A 20,216-nucleotide genomic window follows, 5' to 3' on the forward strand; every position below is an offset into this window, starting at 1 on the left:
ACGAATGTCGCCATACGAATGTCGCCATCCGCGGCCTGGGCTCGAACTTCACCAACGTCACGCTGAACGGCGCCTCGATCGCGGTCGCCTCGTCGGGCCCGACCGACGCGCAAGGCACCGACCGCTCGGTCGACCTCAGCTTCTTCCCGACCGACCTGTTCACCAAGCTGACGGTCAACAAGAGCTATTCGGCCGGTCTGCTGGAGGGCGGCGCGGCGGGCAACATCGACATGCGCTCGGCCCGGCCCTTTGATCGGCCCGGTCAGCACCTCACCTTCAACGTCCAGGGGGTCAAGCCGGACGGCGCCGACTGGGGCGGCAAGGGCTCGCTGATCGCCAGCAAGACCTGGGACAATTTCGGCGTCCTGTTCGGGATTTCCGGCCAGAGGCTCAAGACCGATACGCGCGGCTACGAGACGATCGGTTTCACCAACCCGAACCTGTCGGCGGCCCAGTGCGGCGCGACGACCGGTTGCAATCCTACCGGTGGCGGCAACTGGACGATCCCGGCCACGGTGCCGGTCGGCGCGGGCGGCGGCCTGGTGGCCGGCCAGACCATCGACCAGGCCTTCCTGTTGGCGCACAATCCCGGCGCCAGCATCCAGCAGATCGACAACGGCCTGCTGCCGCGCCTGGGCCGCCCCTCGGCCGAATACGGCCGCCGCGACCGCTTCAACGCCGTGGCCAGCCTGGAATGGAAGCCGAACGACAACCTGAGCTTCTATGTCGACGGCATGTACGGCTACAAGAACAACGACCTGCTGCGCGAAGACATCGCGTGGATCGTGCGCAACGGCGCGATCATTCCGACCAACACCAAGTACGACAAGACCGATTGCTCGACCGGCTGCACGGTCACCCAGGGCACCTACGCCAATTCGCAGTTCTTCCTGGAATTCCGGCCCTATCTCGAGAAGACCGAGCTGTGGGGGATCAACCCGGGCGGCGAGTGGCGCATCAACGACAAGCTCAAGGTCGAGGGCCAGCTCAACTACACCAAGAGCAATTTCCACCGCGAAAGCCCGACCTTCGGTCCGGTGACCGCGCTGGGCGTCGGCACGACCGTCGACTACACCTACAATCCGAACGGCATTCCGACGATCAAGAGCAGCGTCGACCTGAACAACCCGGCCAATTTCGTCTGGAACGGCGGCCGGTTGAACATGCAGGACGAGCGGCGCTGGTATGAGACCAAGGGCGCTCGCGCCGCCGTCACCTGGGGCGACGAGGCGCTGAACCTGAAGTTCGGCGGCAACTACGACGACGTGTCGCGCACCATCCGCGGCTACGACAACACCCAGCCGTGGCAGAACGCGACCTGCGGCAACAACCCCAGCATCAACCTGCCGTCGCCCAACGGCCAGCCGCCCTGCCAGGGCCTGAACCAGCCGGGCGCCGCGCCCGCSGGCTATCCGACCTATCCGGGCTACGGCACGGGCTACACGGCCGGCCAGACCGGGACGCTCACCTACGCCGGCTCGCTGATCCCCACCGCCAGCCTGGCCAGCTATCTGAAGCCCGGCCGCGCCGGCTTCGTCACGGTCGACTGGGACGCGGTCAAGAAGGCCACCAACTACGACCAGCTCCACGACAACACGCCGGAGTCGGGCGGCTCCAACACCGGCGCCAGCGGCGGCTACATCAATGAGAAGAACAGCGCGGCCTATACCGAACTGAACGGCGTCACCCCGGTGCTGGACAGCGATCTGCGCTTCAACGTCGGCGTCCGGTACGTRCACACCAAGCAGACGATCGGCGGCCGCGTATCGATCGCCGATCCCCGCAACAGCCTGCCCGGCGGCGCCCAGCTGCCCGACGGCTCGCGCTATCCGAACATCACCAACGTCGTCTACACCGAGAACACCTATTCGAAGTGGCTGCCGGCCGCCAACATCGCCTACGATGTCGGCGARCACGCCGTGGTTCGCGCGGCGGTGTCSGARACSATGACTCGTCCGGATCCGGCCGCCCAGCTGCCGGGCGTCAGCTTCGGCGCGCCGTCGGCTGACCAAGCCACCATCGGCAACTCGGCGCTCGAGCCCTACTTCTCCAAGAACCTGGACCTGGGCTTCGAGATCTACACCGGCCAGGAAGGCGTGATCGCGGTCAACGCSTTCCGCAAGTCGCTGACCGGCTTCACGACCAACAACGTCGTGACCCAGCCGTTCTCGTACCTGGCCCAGTACGGCATCACCTACGACACCCTGAACGACACCCAGAAGACGGCGATCAATTCGCGCGGCGGCCCGACCACGGCGCARGTCCAGATCCAGTCGCAGATCAACGTGCCCAACAAGCTGACGATCAACGGCCTGGAATTCCAGTGGGTGCAGCCGCTCGACTTCCTGACCAGCCGGTTCGGCGTCGAAGGTCTGGGCTTCAACGCCAACGCCACCATCGTCGACCAGACCAGCAATGGCCCCGCCATCGCCTACGGCGTGGCCAAGTACAGCTACAACCTGACGGGCTATTACGAGCATAACGGCGTCAGCCTGCGTCTGAGCCAGGTCTACCGGAAGGGCTCGCAGTCCAGCGGCGCCAACCAGAACGGCGTCACCGCCGCGGCGCTGTTCGCCGACGACTACAAGCAGACCGACTTCTCCTCCAGCTTCGACCTGGAGAAGATCTTCGGCCTGGGCAATGTGCCGCAGCTGACCTTCAACGTGACCAACATCACCAACGAAAAGCTGCGCTCGCACTTCCAGTACGACAACGCCACCTTCACCTACTACAAGCCCGGCCGTCAGGTCCTCGTGGGCATGCGGGCCACCTTCTAGACGTTAGGCCTTCGGGCGGACGGCGCAAACGCCGTCCGCCCCCGGCCGGAACGGCGAGCGCAACTCGCCAGAACCCTCAAAATTCCTCCCCAACTGGCCTGGCCTTCCGCCAGGCCAATTTTTTATGCCGACGCGGCATCACCTTCCTTTCGACTGTAACCGAAGAGGGCGGGTCGGGCGGTAGGGGCGAGACGACTTAAGGCATCTCCGGGATCCAGACGAACCTGTCGCCCTGCGCCTTCACATGGGAGACCTGGACAAGGCACGTGGGCGGCGTGGACCGCATGTTCTCATCGGCCGTGCGCCGCAGCAGAGCGCTGCGCTGAACGGCTCGCGGGCTACGCACCGCTGCTTGCGGGACCGTCCGCATTCGGCGACTGACGAGCCAGTTGACGGCTCAGTCGGGTCTGACGCCGCTCTCAAGGTCCATGGTCCGCGCCGCTATGGCCGCCTGGGTTCGCGTGTGGACGTTGAGTTTGCGCATGACGGCGGTCATATGCGCTTTGACCGTGGACTCGGCGACGCCGAGGTCGAAGGCGATCTGCTTGTTCAGCCGGCCTGAACAGGCGAGCACGAAGACCCTCAACTGGGCCGGCGTGAGCTCGGCGGATCCGAGGGGATGATTGATGTCCTCTCGCGCGTTCTCTGTCGTCATGGCCGTCTCTGCGTGTTCGAGCCGTTTCTGATCGATAACCGATTGGTCTCGTGAGGCGCGCTGGCTGTCGTGGAGACGACGGTTGGCCCAAGCCGACCGTCGCCATTTGCCCAAGCCTTCGCGACAACGGTCGCTTGAGCCTCCAACGCCGCTTAGCGCTTGGCTTTCAACAAGCCATGCATGCCGAGCCAACGCGCGTAGGCGTCGAACCAGCCGGTGCTGGTGGTTTCCTTCGGGTACATGCCAAAGCCGTGGCCGCCCTGTTCATAGAGGTGGAACTCGACCGGCCGCTTGGCCGCCTTCCAGCTGTCGATCAGGCCAAAGCCGCTGTTGGCGAAGAACGGATCGTCGGCGGCCAGCGCGACGAACATTGGCGGCGCGTCGGCCGGGACCGTCACCGGCGCGAGCGGGCCGTAGATGAGGCCGATGAAGGCGGGCTTGGCGTCCTCTCCGGCCAGGGTCGTGGCCAGGGTGAGCATGGCGCCGGCCGAGAAACCGACCATGCCGACGCGGTCGGGATCGACGCGCCATTCCGCCGCGCGTTTGCGGACGAGCGCGAAGGCGGCGCGAGAGTCGGCGATCTGGGGCGCCAGGCCGGCCATGGCCGCCTGGGGGCTGGGCCGCGGCGGCCGGGCGGCGGTGGCCGAGAACATCTCGTTCATCGAGCGTTCGAACCCGGGCATGTCCGCCGGGGTCTGGTTCAGGCGATATTTGAGCACGAAGGCGGCGACGCCCTTGTCGGCGAGCGCACGCGCGACGTCATAGCCCTCGTTCTCCATCGAAAGGGTGCGGAATCCGCCGCCGGGGGCGACGATCACCGCCGCGCCCGTGGCCTTGGCCGGATCCGGAAGGAACGGGGTCAGGGTCGCGACCGTGACGTTGCGGGCGAAGAGGCTGCCGTACTGGCTATGCCAGGACTCCGGCGCCGTCGCGCCCGGCAAGGCGCCTGTATCCAGCGTGATGGCGTTCGGCTGCGCCGGGATCGGCACCGGCTGCATCTTGTCGTTTTGCGCGTAGGCCGGCGCCGCCAGGGCGCAGGCGACCGCCATGCCGACCGCGACCAATCCCGTCCAGGTCGGTCGGACCATGTTCGCAAGGCTGTTGTTTCTCATGATAATTCTCCCTTTGATTTTGGTCTGAGCGCCTAGGGCACGACGATCTCGAAAGGCGAGACGGGCAGGCCGGCTTGATCGAAAAGGTTCACCGCCGGCGCGTCGGCCCAGGCGTACCGGACGCGCGCCACAGGCTGGCCGTCACCGGCCAGAACGACCTTGTCGCCGGAGGCCTTCGCGGCGGCGAACCGGCAAGGACCGGTCTCCGCGCAAACTTCGAAGCCAATGGCGACGTTCGCGCTGTGGGTGACGAGACCGCCCGTCGCGCCCTTGAAGGTCAGGGTCACGCCGCCGTCCGGGGTCCGGGCCGCCGACAGGACGCCAGGACCCGACGGAGCGATGTCCTCATGGTAGGCCAGGGTCCGCATGACCCGCGCCGCTCGTCGGCCCACCTCCTGCTTTTCGCCGGGATGGATGTCGAGCGGATCGCCAAGGTCGGTGGTGACCACGAGCCCGGCGCGCCCGTCCGTTTCGGCGGTCCGACGTTGGATGTCGCGCAGTCGCGCCCAGCCGCTCTCGGTCGGACGGGAGGCCGTAGCGCCATAGGCTGACAGCTGGATGATCGCGAAGGGCAGGTTCGGCGCGGCGAACTGCCGGCGCCAGTCCGCCATCATCGCGTGGAGCCGTCGATCGTAGCCGGGGAGGTCGGTGTCGGACTCGCCCTGGTACCAGGCCACGCCGCTTAGCGCGACGGGGCCAAGCGGCGCGATCATGGCGTTGTAAAGCGTGCCGGCGCCGTTGATGTCGTCCCAAGGCGATCGCGGCGCGTTCGACTTGGGGCGGCCGGCGAGGGCGTAGCGCCAATCCGCGTCCAGGGGAATCTCGGTCCCGTCGTCGAAACGTAACCGCATCTGGCTCGCCGGCCCCGTCATGCCGCCTTCGGCATAGACATTGTCGACATTGATCGTGATGGCGTTGCGGCCCTCGACGAGGACGCCGGGGGCGAGGCGATAGCGGCGAGGCGCGCTGGCGATGCTGCCGCCGCCTACCGGAACGCCGTTCATCCAGGTGCGGTCGGCGTCGTCGATGGCGCCCAGCGACAGGACGGCGCCCTGCCACGCTTGCGCGGCGGTCAGCACGACCTCCTTCTTGAACCAGACCATGCCGACATAGCTGGCCAGGGCCGGATCGCCCCAGCGGTTGAAGTAGCCGATGGCGGGCGCCGGACGCCAATCGAGGTTTCCGTCCGTCCGCCAGGGCTCGCGGCCCGGCGCATCGCCAGATTGGTCGCGCCACCATTTTCCCCACGTCTCCGCGGCCTTGACCTCGGCGGCGGCGGTGTCGCGGGTGTAGAGATCAAGCGTCGCGGCGTCGTCGCCCAGGCCGGCGGCGCGCAGACCGTCGGGCGCCATCCAAGGCGCGATCCGCGACCCGCCCCAACTGGCGTGGATCAGGCCGATCGGCGCCTTGGCGGTCTTGCGCAGGTCCTGACCCATGTAGAAGCAGACGGCCGAGAACTGGGCGATCGCCCCGGGCGTCGCCGAGGTCCAGGCCGGCGCCTGTTCGAAGCGATCCTGCGGGGCGGTGGCGGCGCGCTTGGGGACGGTCAGAAGACGAAGGCCCGCGTCGGCCGCGCCGGCGATCTGGAAGCTGTTCTGCGCCTGGGCGGTCGAAAGCTCCATGTTGCTCTGACCCGAGCACAGGAAGACGTCGCCGATCATCAGGTCGTCGATGACCTGTTGGCCGCTAGGCGCGGCGACCAGCATCTGGTGGGGGCCGCCGGCGGACAGGGGCGACAGGGTGAGGCGAAAGCGCCCGTCGCGGTCGGCCTGGCCGCGCGCGGTCCGTCCGGCCAGATTGACGAGCACCGTCTCGCCGGGCCGCGCGGTTCCGGCGACGACGAGCGGCCGATCCCTCTGCAACACCGCATGATCGCCCAGGACGCCCTCAAGCCTGGGCGCGGCCGACGCCGCCTGGGTTAGGGCGAGCGCCAGGAGAGCGCCACGGGCGAGCGTCGAAACTTTCATGGGCGACGTCTTCTTTCTCGGGCGTTTCGACACGATCCGGTCTCGTTTGCGCGGGTTGCTACTTGGCCAGGCCGACATCGGCGCCGACCGCGAAGGCGGCCGACTGGCCGGGCACGCCGCTGTCGGGCTGGCCGGAGCCCACGCTGACCCTGTAGCGCCCCGCCGCGACCCGGCGCTGGCCGTCCAGGTCCACCGAGCTGAGGTCCCGCGGCGACAGGGCGAACGTGACCGTTCGCGCCTCGCCCGGCTTGAGGGTGATCCGCTGGAAGCCGCGCAGGGCGACGCGGGGGGCGCCGGGCGTGTCGGGAAAGTCGAGATAGAGCTGGGCCACTTCGTCGCCGGACCTGGCGCCGACGTTTCGCACGCTGGTCGTCACCCGAAGGCCCTTGCCCGCGCCGCCGCTCGCCGGCTCGATCTTCAGGGGCTCGTACGCGAACCGCGTGTAGCTGAGGCCGTAGCCGAACGGATAGACCGCCGAGCCCTCGAAATAGCGGTAGGTCCGGCCGGCCATGGCGTAGTCGCCGAACGGCGGCAGGTCATCGACCGAGCGATAGAAGGTCAGCGGCAGGCGACCGGCCGGGTTGGTCTTGCCCGACAGCACATTGGCGATGGCCAACCCGCCGGACTGGCCCGGATACCAGGCCTCCAGGATCGCCGAGGCGTTGTCCTTGGCCCAGGACAGGTTCAGCGGGCTGCCGTTCATCGTCACGACGATCAAGGGCTTGCCCAGCGCCTTGGCCTGCTCCAGCAGCGCCTGCTGGTCGGCGGGAAGGTCCAGGGTCGTCTTGTCGCCGCCCTTGAAGCCGGGGATTTCGACCGGGGATTCCTCGGCTTCGAGGTCGGAGGTCAGCCCCACGACCGCGATCAGAACGTCGGCCTGGGCCGCCGCCGCTTTCAGGTCAGCGGCGGGATCGGTCGAGATGCGCTTCCAGACCAGATCGACGCCCGACAAGGCGTGCGCTTCCGAGACGATCTCGACGGGGAACTTTCGGCCCTTTTCCAGCTTGATCGTCTTCAGGGTCGGCAGGCTGCCCCAGCCGGCCTTGCGAAGGTCGGCGAACGGCTTGCCGTCCAGCTTGAGCTCGCCATTGAAGCCCGTCAGGCCCAGCCGATAGGTCCCGGTCTCGGGTGGGACCAGGAAGCCGGTCCAGACCACGCGATGGTGATCGGAGACCGCCTCTAGGTCCAGGCTGCGGGCCGCGACGTCGGATTCGAGGCGCGTCACGACGGGCTTGTCGGCGAAACGCATCTTGGCGACGACCTCGCCGAAGGTCCCGGGGGCGAAGCGCTTCGGCGCCGGCTCGAGCGGATTGTAGTAGCGGGCGAGAAGGCCCGGCTTGCCGTCTGGCGAGCGCAAGGCGCTGGTCGGCACCCGATCGCCGTCCGTGAACGAGGCGCCGAACGGCGCGTGGACGACCTTGGCCGAAGGCAGGGCGCGGCGCAGGCCGTCGAGCACCGAAACCGGGGGCGCCGACAAGGCCGAGGAGTAGTTGCCGCGCAGGACGCGCGTGGCGTCGCCCAACGGTCCGATCACGGCGATCCGAGCATCCGCCTTGAGCGGCAGCAGGCCGTCGTTCTTCAGCAGGACGAGGCTCTTTTCCCCGGCGGCCAGCGCCAGGGCCTCATGCCCCGGCGTCATCACGCTGGCCGGCGCCGAGGCGGCGTCGGTTGCGCGGACGCCGGGAAGGTCGCCCGCGCGCAGGCGGGCCGAGAACAGGCGCACCAACGACCTGTCGACGTCCTCGGTGCTGATCAGGCCGCGCCGCAGGGCCTCGCGGTAGCGCTCGGCCAGTCCGTCGGTGTCGGTGAGGGTCGCGCCGTTGCATTCGTTGTCGACGCCGGCCCGCATGGCCGCGGCGACGGCTGTGGCCGCGTCCGGGGCGTATTTGTGATTGTCGCTGATGTCCTTGACTGCGTCGCAGTCGGAAACGACGTAGCCGTTGAACCCCCAGGCCTGGCGCAGGTGGTCCTTCAGCAGCAGGTCGCTGGCGCAGGCCGGCTGGCCGTCGATGCGGTTGTAGGCGCACATCACCGATCCCGCGCGGCCCTCGATGATCGCGGCGCGGAACGCCGGCAGGTAGGTGTCCTCCAGGTCGTGGCGCGAGACGAAGACATTGGCGCTGTGGCGGGTGGACTCCGGGCCGCTATGCACCGCGAAGTGCTTGGGCGTGGCCACGACCTGCGGCAGGTCCGGATCGGGCCCCTGGACGCCTTGGACGAAGGCGACGCCCATGCGCGCCGTCAGGAAGGGATCCTCGCCATAGGTCTCCTGGCCTCGGCCCCAGCGGGGATCCCGGAAGATGTTGATATTGGGGGACCAAGTGTCCAGGCCCGTGCCGATCCGCCCCATCCGGCCGGTGACCCGCGCCAGCGTGTGCAGTCCGCGCACCTCCGACCCGATCGCGCCGGCGACGTCGTGGACCAAGGCGGGATCGAAGGTCGCGGCCAGGCCGATCGGTTCGGGGAAGTTCGTGGTCGGAAGGGCGCCGAGCGCGCCGTGCAGTGACTCCGTCCACCAGTTGTAGGCGGGAATCCCGAGCCGCGGAATGGCCGGGGCGGTGTTGAGCAGTTGCTCGACCTTCTCGTCCGGCGTCATCTGGCTGACCAGTTGGGCGGCCAGGCGGTCGGCCTTGGCGCGATCGCCGGAGACCGCCGGCGCGCTGGTCTCGGCCGGCGCCGCCTGCGCCAACGGCGCGCAGAGCCAAAGCGCCCCGTAGACGGTCGCGATCAGGCCGTGCCGGCGCCACTTCGAGCTAGACATCATTCGCCACCTTGCGGATTGGTCGTGGAGGGTTTCGTGTCCGGCGCCGGGCCCGCCCGCGCGATCACTTTGCGCGCGCCTTCCGGCCAGTCCTGGCCATCGATCGTGATGTTGTCGACGAGGCGGTTGTTGGCGTAGTCGGACCAGCTTCCGTTCGCCTTGCCGGCATTGTGCCAGTTGCCGCGCGCGACGTTGTCGGCGGCCGTCCGCCGAGGATGGGCGCCGCCGAGCGCGTTCAGATTGAGCCAGAGACCCAGGCCGTCGAAGACGTTGTCGCGCACGGTCACGTAGCGCGAGCCCTCGTCGAGGTAGACGCCGATGCCGCGGAGGACGTCATAGACGTGGTTCTCGGCGATCAGGGCGCATACGAGCGCGAATCCGCGTTGAATCCGCGTCGGGGCGCTCGCCGCTACGGCGCCAGGCCGGGCGGCGGGCTCGGGCGCGCCGGCCGGCGTCATACCGGCTGCAGGCCGTGCTCGACGATCTTGCGGATCAGGTCGCGGTGACGCGGCAGGCTGGCGCACAGGCGCTCGGTCTGGACGGCGTTCTCGCGCATCGCCCGTTCGGCCATCGCACGTTCGTCGGCCAGGGCCTCGGGTTCGACCTCCGTCCGAAAGCCCATGCCGTAGAGGACGTATTGATAGCTGGCGGTCGGGAAGACCTCCTCGACGCGGTCGAACTCGTCGTGCAGCCACGGCGGTTGATGGCGCCAGAGCCTCAGCAGATCGGCCAGACGCTCGGGCACGGTGGAGGGATCGCGGTTGTCGCGCCAGAAGGCGGTGTCGGACCGTTTGCTGAGCACATAGTGCAGCTTCAGGAAGTCGATGATCCGGCCCCAGCGGTAGTGGGTCGTGGCGTTGAAGCGCGCCGCGACGACGTCCATCACCTCGCGACAGGCTGGCATCTGCTGGGCGATGATCTTGGCCGACAGTTCGATCAGGACGATGGCCGACGCTTCGAGCGGCTCCAGGAACCCGGCGGCCAGGCCCACGGCCACGCAGTTGCGCTTCCAGAAGGTCTCGCGGTGGCCCGAGCGGATCGGGATCTTGCGGGCCGGCAGGTCGCGCCCCGCCGGTCCGATATAGGCCCGCAGCTCGCGTTCGGCGTCCTCGTCGGAGATATGGCGGCTGGAATAGACGTGCCCGGTCCCACGGCGCGTGGGCAGGCCGATGTCCCAGATCCAGCCGGCCGACTGGGCCGTGGAAATGGTGTGGCTGGCGATCGCGCTGTTCTCGTTCTCGTAGGGGACCTGGATCGCCAGGGCCGTATCGCAGAACAGGACGTCGCCGCAGTCCTTGAACGGCACGCCGAGGGCCTCGCCCAGCAGGAGGGACCGGAAGCCGGTGCAGTCCACGAAGAGATCCCCCTCGATCTCGCCGGCTTGCTCGGTGACGACGCCGCGGATGTCGCCGTCCTCGGTCATGGCGACGCCGCGGACGTCCGCCAGGACATGGCGCACGCCGAGCTTGTCGCAGCAGTGACGCTGCAGGAACGGCGCGAATTTCCCCGCGTCGAGATGGTAGGCGTAGTTGGCCACGCCCTGGTAGGGGCCGGCGGTGATGGTCTTGGGCGCCAGGCCGTCGTCGCAGATCCGGCCCTGCGGGGTGACCGCGTCGCAGAAGCTCTGGGCGCCGTCGCCGGCGAGCCAGTGGGCCGCGAGGTTCACCTGCGAAAAGCCCTGAGGCAGCATCAGCGGGTGGTAGTAGGCGTCGTCGGGCGCGCCCGTGGTCCAGCGCGCGAACTTGGCGCCCTGCTTGAACGCCGCGTCGCATTCGCGAAAGAAGTCGGTTTCCGAAACACCGATGGTGGCCAGCGTGGTGCGCAGGGTCGGCCAGGTGCCTTCGCCGACGCCGATGATCGGCGTGTTCGGCGACTCCACGAGGGTGACCGTAAAGCCCGTCGCGGCGCGCGCGCGGTGCTTGGCGGCGATAATGCCGGCGGTGAGCCATCCAGCGGTCCCGCCGCCGACGATCACGATGTTTTTGACGGGACGGACCATGGCCTCAAAGCAAAAAGATCGACTGGGAAGGTCAAGCGATCGACCTTCCCAGTCGAGGGGGGAGAGACTCTAGAAGCGGAAACGCGCCCCGGCGGTGTAGCGTCGACCATAGGCGAACACGTCAAGCAGTTGGTTGTCGAACCGTCCGTGCGTGCTCTGCGTCTCGTTGGTGAGATTCAGGGCCTCGAAGAACAGGTTGATCTGCTTGGTGAGGGCGTAGCTGGTGCTGAAGTCGATCTGCAGGTTCGGATTTTCGAACGTCGGTTCCGAGCCGAAGGCGCCGGTGTTTTGGTTCTGCCCGAAGCCGCGCAGGTACTCCTTGCGGTAGTTGACCGCCACCCGCGCTTCGAGGCCGTTCTTGTCATAGAAGGCCACTAGGTTCGCGGAGTCGGCTAGGCCGGTGATCGCGAACCCGCTCTGGGAGATGTCGGTGCGATCGTAGGGCTTGTTCGTGTCGACCAGCGTGGCGTTGGCGTTGAAGCCGAAGCCGCTCTCGCCGAACACATGCTGCCAGGCGATTTCCACCCCGCGCACCGTCGCTTCAGGTCCGTTCACCTGTTGGGTGACGCTGAAGATCGCCGGCTGGCCGGTGGTGGGGTCGATCACGCCGTTGATCGTCTGCCGCTCGGTGCCGCCGACGATGAAGTTGCTGACGTCCTTGAGGAAGAAATTGACCGACGCATAGGAGTTGGGCCGGTAGTACCACTCGACCGCCGCATCGAAGTTGTCGGCCAGGTAAGGCTTCAGCGATGGGCTGCCGCCGCTGGCCGTGAGGGCGCCGACCCGCTGGCCGGTGCCGACGCTGGCCACCGGCGTGAGCAGGTTCAGGCTCGGACGGGTCAAGGTTCGGGACGCGTCGAGGCGAATGTGGATGCTGTCGGTCAGCTCCAGTTTCATGTCGACGCTCGGGAGCAGGTACGAATAGTTGCTCTTGGTCGACACGGCCTGAGGCGCGCTCAGGGTCACGGTCAGCAGGGTCGGGTCGCCGGCGCTGCCGGTGATGGCGGTCGGCACCTGACCGAAGCCGGCGGACGTGACGTGGGTGTTCTCCTCACGCACCCCGGCGTTGAAGTGGAACGGCATGCCGGCCACGTCGACGTCGAAGTTGGCTTTCACGAAGAGAGCCCAGGTCTTCTCGGTGATGTCGCGGATGCTGCCGTTGTCGAGCGCCAGGTTGAACGCCCCGGTGAACGTGGTTCCGACATTGCCGCCGCTGTAATTGAACCCGGGAATATTCTGGGCTTGCGGGTTGCCGAGGCTGGTCAGGAACGCCTGATAGGCGTGGGCGTCGTACTTGAGCAACGTCGGCGGCAGGGCGCCTGAGAAGCCGGGGATGAACCCGTTGGTGCTGACTTGCTGGGTGAAGAGGTTGGCCGGCACCGGCACGCCGCCGTTGGGGCCCGACGCCGGACCATAGCCCGGATAGGCCTGCCAGTAGTTGTTGACGAAGGTGTTGCTCTGCTCGAACTGGTAGTGGTCTTCCAGATAGGTGCCGCCGGCCTTGATGCGGAAGCCCTCCTGTTCCCAGGACCCGGCCACGCGCACCTGCTTGACGGTGTCGGTGTTCTGCTGGGCCTGGCGCACGGTGACGTGCGAGCCCATGACCGAGGCGTCGGCCCAGCGCGCGGCGTCCCCGTTGGGGCCATAGCCGTGCAGCACGGGCAGGGTGTTCTTGCTGTCGCCGTCGATGCGGATCCCCAGCGCCGGGCCGATGGCGAAGCCGTAGCCCACGTCGGCGTTGTCGCTGCTGATCTCGCCGTCCGGGTTCAGCCAGCTCTTGGCGTAGCTGGCGTCGGCCTCGAAGCTCAGGTTCTGCGACAGGTCCCATTGCAGGTTCAGGCCGGTCTGGTTGGTCTCGAGGACCGAGCGGTCCGTGCCGGCCACGAAGTCGGTCTGCGATCCGGCCTGGGTGAAGTCGACCGTCGTGCCGTTCTGGTCCAGCTTGACGTTCCGGAGGCCGTCCTGGTTGAACCAGATGCCGTAACCGAAGTTGTCGGCCCGGATCTTCTGGCGCGAATAGTTGTCGTCCAGCGTGACCGTGACGCCCTCGGCCGGAGCCCATTGCAAGGCGATGCGGCCGTCAAGCCGCTCGTCCTTGGTATAGATCTGGCTCGCGCCGGCCTGCTGCTCGAACCAGCCGACGATGGTCTTGTTGGCCAGTTCCGCCGAGGTGCAGGTCGGGGTCAGTTGGCAGGGCGCATAGCGCCCGCCCGGCCAGCCGCTGACATAGACGCGGTTGGTCTGGGTGTCGTGGCGCGTGTACATCACGTCGGCCAGCACACCGAACTTGTTGTCGGCGAAGGTGTCGCTGAACAGCGCGCCGACGGTGGGAACCACCTTGCCGGCGTCGTCCTGCAAGGAGCCGGAAGCGGTGACCGCCATGCGGCGGCCAGGGCGGTCGAACGGCTTGGGGAAGGCGACGTTGACGGTCGCGCCGATCGAGCTGCTCGACAGCGACACGTCGGGCGTCTTGAGCACGGACAGGCCGCCCACGAAGTCGGCGCCCACGGTGCTGAAGTCGACCGAGCGACCGCCGGTGGCCGTGGAGATCCGGCGACCGTCATAGAGGGTTTCGTTGAAGTCGCCGCCAAAGCCGCGGACCGTGATGCCTTGGGGTTCGCCACGAGCGCCCGCGCGCTGGATGGACACGCCGGGCAGGCGCTGCAGCGACGCGGCGACGTTGGAGTCCGGGAACTTGCCGATGTCTTCGGCCGAGATGGCGTCGACCACGCCCGCCGAGTTTCGCTTGATGTCGAGGTTGCGTTGCAGCGAACCGCGCAAACCTGTGACGATGACCTCGTCGACGGTGGTGGTGGTCTCGTTTTTCGATTGCGGGGCCGAATCTTGCTCGGCCGCCGGAGCGGCGATGGCGGCCGCCGTGATGATGGTTTCCTCGTTCGCCCGCTCGGCGGCGCTGGCCGCGCCGCAAAGCGCCAGGACCATGACACTGGACGCGCCGACCAAGGCGGCCTTCGAGGCGCGTGACCGCGCTCCCGAATTACTCTGATTAGTAAGCTGGGCTTTTCTCATGTTTCCCCTCCTGTTTCCTCTGGGATGAACGCGTGCGCTATCGCTCGGCCTGGCGCATGCACCGGGCCGTTACGTCTCAATTTTCGGAATAAAAGGGGTCTAGCTGTCGTCCTTACGGCACGATTGCATCACAACCTCCCTGCACGTTATTTTTTTGTTGCTTTGAAGGTAGCGCTAACAGGTACCGGTATCAAGGCCTATTTGTCGGTGTAATGGCCTTGAGCTCGGCGCCGATGGACGGACCCGTCGATCGCGGTTATCGATCTCTGGCATTAAAGCTCGCGGGCTCGATCTCGCGGCGGTCAGTGAGGAAACGACCCATGGACCTGGAACTGCTGAACGCCGAGCGTCACCTTGATTTGCATCAGGCCGACCTTCCCGCGGACGGCGCGCATTTCGTTCAGATCGTGGCGTCCGAGTTCGTCACGGCCGCCGCGACATGTCCGATTTTCCTGACAAAGAACCCGGAAACCGGGCAGTTCTACGTGGGCGCGATGTTCGGTTTCGAGCCGGGCGAGAACCTTCTCAGGCGCGATGCGCCGGGCCGCCGGGCGTTCGTGCCGCTGGATCTCGAACGGCAGGGCTACTTCCTCGCGCCCGGCGGCGTCGCCATCGATCCCGCCCACCCGCGGTTCTCCACCGGGCGAGGAGCGGCTCTGTTCGAGCAGGGCGGACTGCCCAGCCAGGCGCTGCGGCGCATCCAGCATGTGCTCGGACAATTGAACGCCGGCGTGCCGGCGACCGACGCCTTCATCCAGTCGCTCGTCGCCTTGCGGCTGGTCGAACCGATCGATGTCGACCTGTCGTTCGACGATGGCCGGTCCTTAAGTCTCGCCGGTCTTTACACCGTCAGTCTCGACGCGCTCGGCGAACTCGACGCCGCCGCCGTGCTCGACCTGTTTCGGCGCGGCTATCTGCAGCTCATCTACGCCATGGCGGGGTCGCTCAAGCAGGTGTCGGTGCTGGCCGATCTGAGAAACGAGCGACTGGCGGCATGAACTGGGACCGACCCGAGCGGGCGAGGGTCGTCGAGATCGACGCCGCGGACGGGTGGGACGTCGCCGAATTCAAGCGGGACATGGCCGAAGCCCGCGGGCCCGTCGTGCTGCGAGGCTTGTGCCGCGATTGGCCCTCGACCCGGGCGGCCGCCCGGTCCTGGCCGGACCTGGCGTCGTATCTCAAGGGCTTCGACGCCGGCCTGGCGGGGCAGGCCTTCATCGGCGCGCCGGCCATCGCCGGGCGCTATCACTATGGCGAAGGGCCGGGCGGGTTCAATTTCGACCGCGAATCCCTGACCCTGGGCCAGACTCTGGAACGGATCGACCAGGCCGCCGCCGATCCCGGGCGCGCCAGCGTCTACATGGGCTCCCTGCCGACCGACGACTTTCTGCCGGGGTTCGATAGAGACCACCAGGTCGCCTTTCTACCGCCCGCCGCGCGGCCCCGCGTCTGGCTCGGCAACGCCAGCCGCGTGGCCTGCCACTACGACACCTACGACAACCTGGCCTGCGTCGTCGCCGGACGGCGTCGCTTCACGCTCTATCCTCCGGACGCGATCGCAGACCTCTATGTCGGACCGATCGACCACACGATGGCGGGGCAACCGGTGGGCCTCGCGGCCGGCGCCGAGCCGGGCGATCCGCGCTTTCCCCGTTTCGAAGCGGCGCGCGATCGGGCCGCCGTGGTCGAGCTCGGCCCCGGCGATGCGCTCTACCTGCCCAAGCTGTGGTGGCATCAGGTCGAGGCGCTCGATCCCCGCAACCTGCTGGTCAATTACTGGTGGGATGGGTTCGCGGCGGGGCCCGACGCGCCGTTCGCCACCTTGATGCTGGCGATGATCGCCATCGCCGAGCGGCCGGCGGCGGAACGTCAGGCCTGGCGCGCGTTCTTCGACCACTACGTGTTTCGCCCGAACGGCCACCCGCTGGACCATCTGACGCCTTCGCGCCACGGGATCCTTGGGCCCTTGGCGGAGGGGAACTATGGGAAGATCCGCGCCAGCGTCATGCGGATGCTGCGAGGCGGCTGAGGGTGCCGGCCGATAAAGGTCGGCGCCCCGCGGCTCTATCGTGAACCGGCCGAAATCGGGAACTCGAACACGGTCGCCGAGATGGGCGGAACCGTCAGGCGCGAGCCGCGAGCAACCGGGCCGGCCGTGACCGTCACGCCCGCCGGCGATCCGACCTTGTTCGCCGCGTTCAGCGACGCGCCGGTGAGAACCCAGCGACGTCCCGCGCCGCGCACGGCCAGGGACTTCAGGTCCAGGTTCAATGGCTGCGGGGTGGCCGTGGCGTTGACGACGCCGATCCGCAGGGTCTTGCCGTCGGGGCTGAGGCCCGCGATCACATCGAGCGGATAGGTGGGGCTGCCGGCGCGCACCTTGGGGTGATTATAACCGACTGGATAGCGCGGCTCGGGCTGCTCGGAATCTCCCAGGACAGCCACCGGGGTCACGCCGGCGCCGAAGTGTTCGCCGTAGAACTTGAAGACCGCGCCGGTCGAGTTGAGGGTCGCGTCGGTCGGGCTGATGTCCATGGTCGAGGCGCCCGTGGTGAAGGCGGACATGGTCAGGAAGTCGGTGTGGCGCAGCATCTCCTGAAGGGTCAGGGCGTAGGCCAGGGCTGACTTGAGATTGACCTCGCCGAAATAGGCGTACTCGTCGATCGAAAGGAAGATGTTCTTGTCCTTCATCGCCGGGAAGCGCGTCTGGTAGATCTTCCACTGCTCGGCCTTCATTCGGACCTGGTTGGAGGGCGCGCGGGCGTATTCCATCAGCTCGGCGTCCGCCGGCGCGTCCGGCCGTTTTTCGGGCTGGTCGTACCAGTGCTCGGAAATGCCGTCGAAATTGCCCCAGGCCTTGGCCAGAAGCCCGCCCGTCCAGTCCCACTCGGAGCCGAACTTGGGCATGACGCTCTCCAGGGACGCGTTTTCCTTGGTGCCTTTGGGATGTCCCTGGTCAGGCATGGCGCCCGAGCCGATCAGGGTGATCGTCGGATCGACCGCGCGCATCGCCTTGGCGAAGGCGTTGTGCTTGATCATGAAATAGTCGAGCGAGGTCTTGCCGATCTGCCACCAGCCGTAGGGCTCGTTGCCGATGTTCCAGAACTTGACGCCGTAGGGCTCGGGGTGACCGTTGGCCGCGCGGCGCGCGCCCCAGGTGCTGGTCGCCGGACCGTTGAGGTATTCGACCTCTTCGGCCGCCGAATTGGCGTCGCCCAGGCCGGCGTCGACGGTCACATAGGGCTCGACGCCGAGGATCCGGGTCAGGTCCATCCACTCGTCCATGCCGATGTCGTTGGGCTGCATGGCGCTCCAGGCGTGGTCGAACATCGGCGCGCGCTCATCGCGCGGCCCCAGTGCGCCGTGCCAGTCCCAGTTCGACAGGAAGTTACCGCCCGGAAGGCGCCACATGCCCGAATTCAGCGAACGGGCGATGGTCGTGGTGTCGGCGCGCCAACCCCGGATGTTGTCGGACGGCATCAGGGACGCCGCGCCGATGCGGAACGATCCTGAGCCCAGCCCTGTGATCTCCAGGCGCGCATCCGCGGCGTCGGCGGCGGGGGTGAAGCTGAAGGCCGCGCGTTTCCAGCCGCCGTCGGGGGCGGGGAGGGCGACGGTCTGGCGATCGCCGGGGGCGGGCCCCCAGATCAACGCGACCTCCACCTGGGCGCCGGCGTCGCCCGACAACAGCACATAACCATCGTAGCGCTTGCCCTTGGCCAGCCCGATGCCCGCCTGCGAGAGCCCCTTACGCACCGTTCCATCGAGCACGACGCGGGGGCTCTGGGTCCCGACGTATGGGTCCTTGGCGTCCATGATGACGGCGTCGTCGGCGCCGATGGGCCGCCATTTGCGATAAGACACGCCGGGCCGGCCTTCGGCGTTCAGCGGCGGCGGGATGTCGAGGGCCGGTGGCACGACCGGATAGTAGAACTTGCGGTCATCGAGCATCTCGGCCCAGAGCGTGCGCGCCACCAGGCCGCCGATAGGCTCGATGAACATGCCGTATTCGTACTTGGTGACCGGCGCGGCGCGGCGCGCGCCGTCGATCGTCACCTTGACCGGCTCGGCCGCCAAGGCCGAACTGGCCATCGACCAGCCAAGACAGGTGGCCAGCATCCATCCGTATCGCATCGTTTGCTCCCTAATTACTCAGTCATTTGACACGCGCTCCTCTATGGGATGCTGCGCCGTCGCTATCTCGGGCTCGCGGAGGTTTCGCCGCTTATCGTTGAGACCTAAGTCGGGTTTGCATTTTTCCGGCGGGCGCCGGCTTGCTTAGGGACGCTTCAACGCGAAGGGCGACTCTTGACACCAGATTATTTAGCCGGACAAATGGTAGCGCTAACAAGCCGCGTGACGCAATATCAAGAATTCGCGGCGGGGAGGTTCGAATGATCGCTCGCGACAGCCGCGGCCAAAGCGCCCGCGGTCTTGGATTCTACGGGCGCCTCGCGGCGATCATGGCGCTGGGGCTGGCCGCGCCAATGGCCGCCGGCGCCCAGGTCACGACCAAGGCCCCACCGGTCGTGGCGGGCGCCAAGCCCGCGACGATCGAAAGGATCAAGGTCCATTCCGTGGCGATCGAGGGCAATCTGGAAGGCGAGAGCGCCGACCGCGACGTGCTTGTCGTCCTTCCGCCCGGCTACAGGAGCCATCCCGACCGACGCTATCCGGTCGTCTACGCCTTGCACGGCTATTCGATCGGCGCCGAGCAGTGGGTCGGCGAGATCCATGTGCCCCAGACGATCGAGGGCGCGTTCGCCAAGGGCGCCGCCGAGATGATCGTCGTGCTCCCCGACAGCAAGACCATTCACAACGGTTCGATGTATTCCAGCTCGCAGACGACGGGCGATTTCGAGGCCTTCATCGCCAAGGACCTCGTCCGTTACGTCGACGCCCACTATCGCACCTTGCCCAAGCGGGAGAGCCGGGGCCTGGTCGGGCATTCGATGGGCGGCTATGGCGCCAGCCGCATCGGCATGCGTCACGCCGACGTCTTCGGCGCGCTCTACATGATGAGCCCCTGCTGTCTGTCGCCGCGCGATCCTGGTCAATTCAATGCCGAATCTGCGTCGGCCTTCGCCCAGGTCAAGACGGTGGAAGACGCGCAGAAACTGCCCTGGGGCCTGCGCGCCCAGCTGGCCACGGCGGCGGCCTGGTCGCCCAATCCCAAGAAGCCGCCGCTCTACCTGGACCTCCCGGTCGAGAACGGTCAGGTCCAGCCTGGCGTGCTGGCCAAATGGGCGGCCAATGCGCCGCTGGCCTTCGTCGACCAGTACATCGGCGCGCTGCGGCGATACAAAGCCATCGCCATCGACGTCGGCGACCGGGACGGGCTGAAGGGCGACGCCGCCAAGCTGCACGAGGCTTTGGATCGATATGACGTCGCCAACAGCTTCGAGATCTATCCGGGCGATCACACCAGCGACGTCCCGAGCCGTTTCCAGGAGAACGTCCTGCCGTTCTTCAGCAAGAACCTGGCGTTCCAAGCACAGTAGGAGGCGGCGCCCCGAGCGGGGCTCCCGAAGGCATGCCATGATCTTTTCCCGCACCGCCGCAGGACCTGGGCGTCGATTTTTCGGGGGTCAAGTTGCTTGAACTGGCCGCGCGCACGTCCGGCCGATCACCTTATCCGGATTTAGTGGCCTGGCGGGATGCGGTGCTTCACCGGTAGCCGCGACCCGTGCTTGCCTGACCCGACACGACACTTTTCCGGCGCAGAAGATCGCGCCTCGATGGGACTCTCGATGGCTTCCTCCGCCGCCTCTCAACCAAAGCTTCGTTCGCGCGCCTGGTTCGACAATCCGGACAACGCGGACATGACGGCGCTGTATCTGGAGCGCTACCTGAACTTCGGCCTGTCGCTGGATGAGCTGCAGTCGGGCAAGCCGATCATCGGCATCGCCCAGACG

At 67.3% G+C, this 20,216-nt stretch carries 13 protein-coding genes; 5 read left to right on the forward strand and 8 right to left on the reverse strand.

Features of this window, described 5'->3' with window-relative positions:
* On the forward strand, nucleotides 1-2,777 hold a 2,777-nt coding region (locus AC1DYP_RS23265; protein WP_477048338.1), incomplete at its 5' end, for a TonB-dependent receptor.
* A 397-nt stretch (nucleotides 2,778-3,174) separates the two neighbouring features.
* Here AC1DYP_RS23265 and AC1DYP_RS23270 read toward each other — a convergent pair.
* The 7 genes from AC1DYP_RS23270 to AC1DYP_RS23300 all read right to left on the reverse strand — a co-directional run bounded on the left by AC1DYP_RS23270 (nucleotide 3,175) and on the right by AC1DYP_RS23300 (nucleotide 14,214).
* Nucleotides 3,175-3,432: a helix-turn-helix domain-containing protein gene (locus tag AC1DYP_RS23270; protein WP_477048339.1), complete on the reverse strand. Its 258-nt coding sequence runs from the start codon at nucleotides 3,430-3,432 to the stop codon at nucleotides 3,175-3,177.
* A 152-nt stretch (nucleotides 3,433-3,584) separates the two neighbouring features.
* Entirely contained in the window at nucleotides 3,585-4,544 is a 960-nt protein-coding gene (locus AC1DYP_RS23275) for an alpha/beta hydrolase (RefSeq protein WP_477048340.1), read from the reverse strand.
* 32 nt (nucleotides 4,545-4,576) lie between these two features.
* Nucleotides 4,577-6,511 (reverse strand): sialate O-acetylesterase, encoded by a 1,935-nt coding sequence (locus AC1DYP_RS23280; protein WP_477048341.1) that lies wholly within the window; start codon nucleotides 6,509-6,511, stop codon nucleotides 4,577-4,579.
* A gap of 58 nt (nucleotides 6,512-6,569) precedes the next feature.
* Entirely contained in the window at nucleotides 6,570-9,272 is a 2,703-nt protein-coding gene (locus AC1DYP_RS23285; protein WP_477048342.1) for a glycoside hydrolase family 3 C-terminal domain-containing protein, read from the reverse strand.
* On the reverse strand, nucleotides 9,272-9,730 hold the full coding sequence (locus tag AC1DYP_RS23290) for a hypothetical protein (RefSeq protein ID WP_477048343.1): 459 nt from the start codon (nucleotides 9,728-9,730) through the stop codon (nucleotides 9,272-9,274). The genes AC1DYP_RS23285 and AC1DYP_RS23290 overlap by 1 nt, the downstream gene beginning before the upstream one ends.
* Complete coding sequence (locus tag AC1DYP_RS23295; protein WP_477048344.1) at nucleotides 9,727-11,271, reverse strand: tryptophan halogenase family protein; 1,545 nt, start codon at nucleotides 11,269-11,271, stop codon at nucleotides 9,727-9,729. Before AC1DYP_RS23295 ends, AC1DYP_RS23290 begins: the two co-directional genes overlap by 4 nt.
* Before the next feature lie 69 nt (nucleotides 11,272-11,340).
* A complete protein-coding gene (locus AC1DYP_RS23300) occupies nucleotides 11,341-14,214 on the reverse strand; it encodes a TonB-dependent receptor (RefSeq protein ID WP_477048345.1) in 2,874 nt (957 codons plus the stop codon).
* A gap of 407 nt (nucleotides 14,215-14,621) precedes the next feature.
* On the opposite strand from AC1DYP_RS23300, the gene AC1DYP_RS23305 reads away from it, so the two are divergent.
* Both AC1DYP_RS23305 and AC1DYP_RS23310 read left to right on the forward strand, forming a co-directional pair.
* A complete protein-coding gene (locus AC1DYP_RS23305; RefSeq protein WP_477048346.1) occupies nucleotides 14,622-15,299 on the forward strand; it encodes a SapC family protein in 678 nt (225 codons plus the stop codon).
* On the forward strand, nucleotides 15,296-16,330 hold the full coding sequence (locus AC1DYP_RS23310; protein ID WP_477048347.1) for a cupin-like domain-containing protein: 1,035 nt from the start codon (nucleotides 15,296-15,298) through the stop codon (nucleotides 16,328-16,330). The genes AC1DYP_RS23305 and AC1DYP_RS23310 overlap by 4 nt, the downstream gene beginning before the upstream one ends.
* Before the next feature lie 35 nt (nucleotides 16,331-16,365).
* Here AC1DYP_RS23310 and AC1DYP_RS23315 read toward each other — a convergent pair whose 3' ends face one another.
* Nucleotides 16,366-18,435: an alpha-N-arabinofuranosidase gene (locus AC1DYP_RS23315; RefSeq protein ID WP_477048348.1), complete on the reverse strand. Its 2,070-nt coding sequence runs from the start codon at nucleotides 18,433-18,435 to the stop codon at nucleotides 16,366-16,368.
* A 260-nt stretch (nucleotides 18,436-18,695) separates the two neighbouring features.
* Here AC1DYP_RS23315 and AC1DYP_RS23320 point away from each other — a divergent pair, with 260 nt between their 5' ends.
* Together AC1DYP_RS23320 and AC1DYP_RS23325 are read left to right on the forward strand one after the other, a co-directional pair.
* Nucleotides 18,696-19,802: an alpha/beta hydrolase gene (locus AC1DYP_RS23320; protein WP_477048349.1), complete on the forward strand. Its 1,107-nt coding sequence runs from the start codon at nucleotides 18,696-18,698 to the stop codon at nucleotides 19,800-19,802.
* Between the two features lie 249 nt (nucleotides 19,803-20,051).
* The coding region (locus tag AC1DYP_RS23325) for a hypothetical protein (RefSeq protein WP_477048350.1) at nucleotides 20,052-20,216 on the forward strand (165 nt) is incomplete at its 3' end.

It is taken from the genome of Caulobacter sp. P1_D6, assembly GCF_056406095.1.

Bases quoted from the DNA above. Each gene is read 5' to 3' on its own strand.
- AC1DYP_RS23270 (WP_477048339.1), bottom strand. From the start codon at position 3,432: ATGACGACAGAGAACGCGCGAGAGGACATCAATCATCCCCTCGGATCC.
- AC1DYP_RS23275 (WP_477048340.1), bottom strand. From the start codon at position 4,544: ATGAGAAACAACAGCCTTGCGAACATGGTCCGACCGACCTGGACGGGA.
- AC1DYP_RS23280 (WP_477048341.1), bottom strand. From the start codon at position 6,511: ATGAAAGTTTCGACGCTCGCCCGTGGCGCTCTCCTGGCGCTCGCCCTA.
- AC1DYP_RS23285 (WP_477048342.1), bottom strand. From the start codon at position 9,272: ATGTCTAGCTCGAAGTGGCGCCGGCACGGCCTGATCGCGACCGTCTAC.
- AC1DYP_RS23290 (WP_477048343.1), bottom strand. From the start codon at position 9,730: ATGACGCCGGCCGGCGCGCCCGAGCCCGCCGCCCGGCCTGGCGCCGTA.
- AC1DYP_RS23295 (WP_477048344.1), bottom strand. From the start codon at position 11,271: ATGGTCCGTCCCGTCAAAAACATCGTGATCGTCGGCGGCGGGACCGCT.
- AC1DYP_RS23300 (WP_477048345.1), bottom strand. From the start codon at position 14,214: ATGGTCCTGGCGCTTTGCGGCGCGGCCAGCGCCGCCGAGCGGGCGAAC.
- AC1DYP_RS23305 (WP_477048346.1), top strand. From the start codon at position 14,622: ATGGACCTGGAACTGCTGAACGCCGAGCGTCACCTTGATTTGCATCAG.
- AC1DYP_RS23310 (WP_477048347.1), top strand. From the start codon at position 15,296: ATGAACTGGGACCGACCCGAGCGGGCGAGGGTCGTCGAGATCGACGCC.
- AC1DYP_RS23315 (WP_477048348.1), bottom strand. From the start codon at position 18,435: ATGCGATACGGATGGATGCTGGCCACCTGTCTTGGCTGGTCGATGGCC.
- AC1DYP_RS23320 (WP_477048349.1), top strand. From the start codon at position 18,696: ATGATCGCTCGCGACAGCCGCGGCCAAAGCGCCCGCGGTCTTGGATTC.